Source organism: Methylobacterium oryzihabitans (assembly GCF_004004555.2).
GTDB classification, from domain to species: domain Bacteria; phylum Pseudomonadota; class Alphaproteobacteria; order Rhizobiales; family Beijerinckiaceae; genus Methylobacterium; species Methylobacterium oryzihabitans.
Genome location: NZ_SACP01000096.1, coordinates 1 through 594 on the forward strand (window position 1 = coordinate 1; position 594 = coordinate 594).

Annotated in this window: 1 pseudogene; it reads left to right on the plus strand. The window is 76.6% G+C overall.

The window, feature by feature from the left end:
- Nucleotides 1-594, plus strand: a pseudogene (locus tag EOE48_RS29525) (ShlB/FhaC/HecB family hemolysin secretion/activation protein); the annotation flags it as partial.

A 594-nucleotide genomic window follows, 5' to 3' on the forward strand; every position in this document is an offset into this window, starting at 1 on the left:
CGCTCGGCACCGGCCTCGACCTCAACTCGCCGACCGGCCACGGCGAGACCCTGTACTTCCGCGCCTCCGGCGCCCCGTACAGTGGCGGCGAGCGCAGCTTCTTCGCCCAGGAGCCGAGGAACCGCGCGCTCGCCGTCGGCCTGATCCTGCCCATCGGCCTCGACGGGCTCGTCCTCAACCTCGAAGCCACCGACGCCCGCACCGCCCCGCGGGCAGGCCCCGGCACGCTCGGCATCGCCTCGGACTTCTCGCGGTATTCGGCCCGCCTGCGCTACCCGCTGATCCGCTCGCGCGCCCTCGGGCTGGGCTGGGACGCCGCCTTCGATGCCCAGGAGGAGCGCGTCGGCGTCCTCACCCCGGTCGTCGCCCCGCTCACCCTCGACCGCCTGCGCATCGCCCGCACCGGCGCCGACCTCGTGTGGTTTTCCCCCACCGACGCCGTCGTCACCGCCCGGCTCGGCGCCGCCTTCGGCCTCGACGGGCTCGGCGCCCGCGACGCGCCCCCGCCCGGCTCGGGCCTCGCCCCGCTCTCGCGCCAGGGCGTGCGGCCCGAGTTCCAGAAGCTCGAAGCCGCGCTCGCCGTCACCCAGCCGC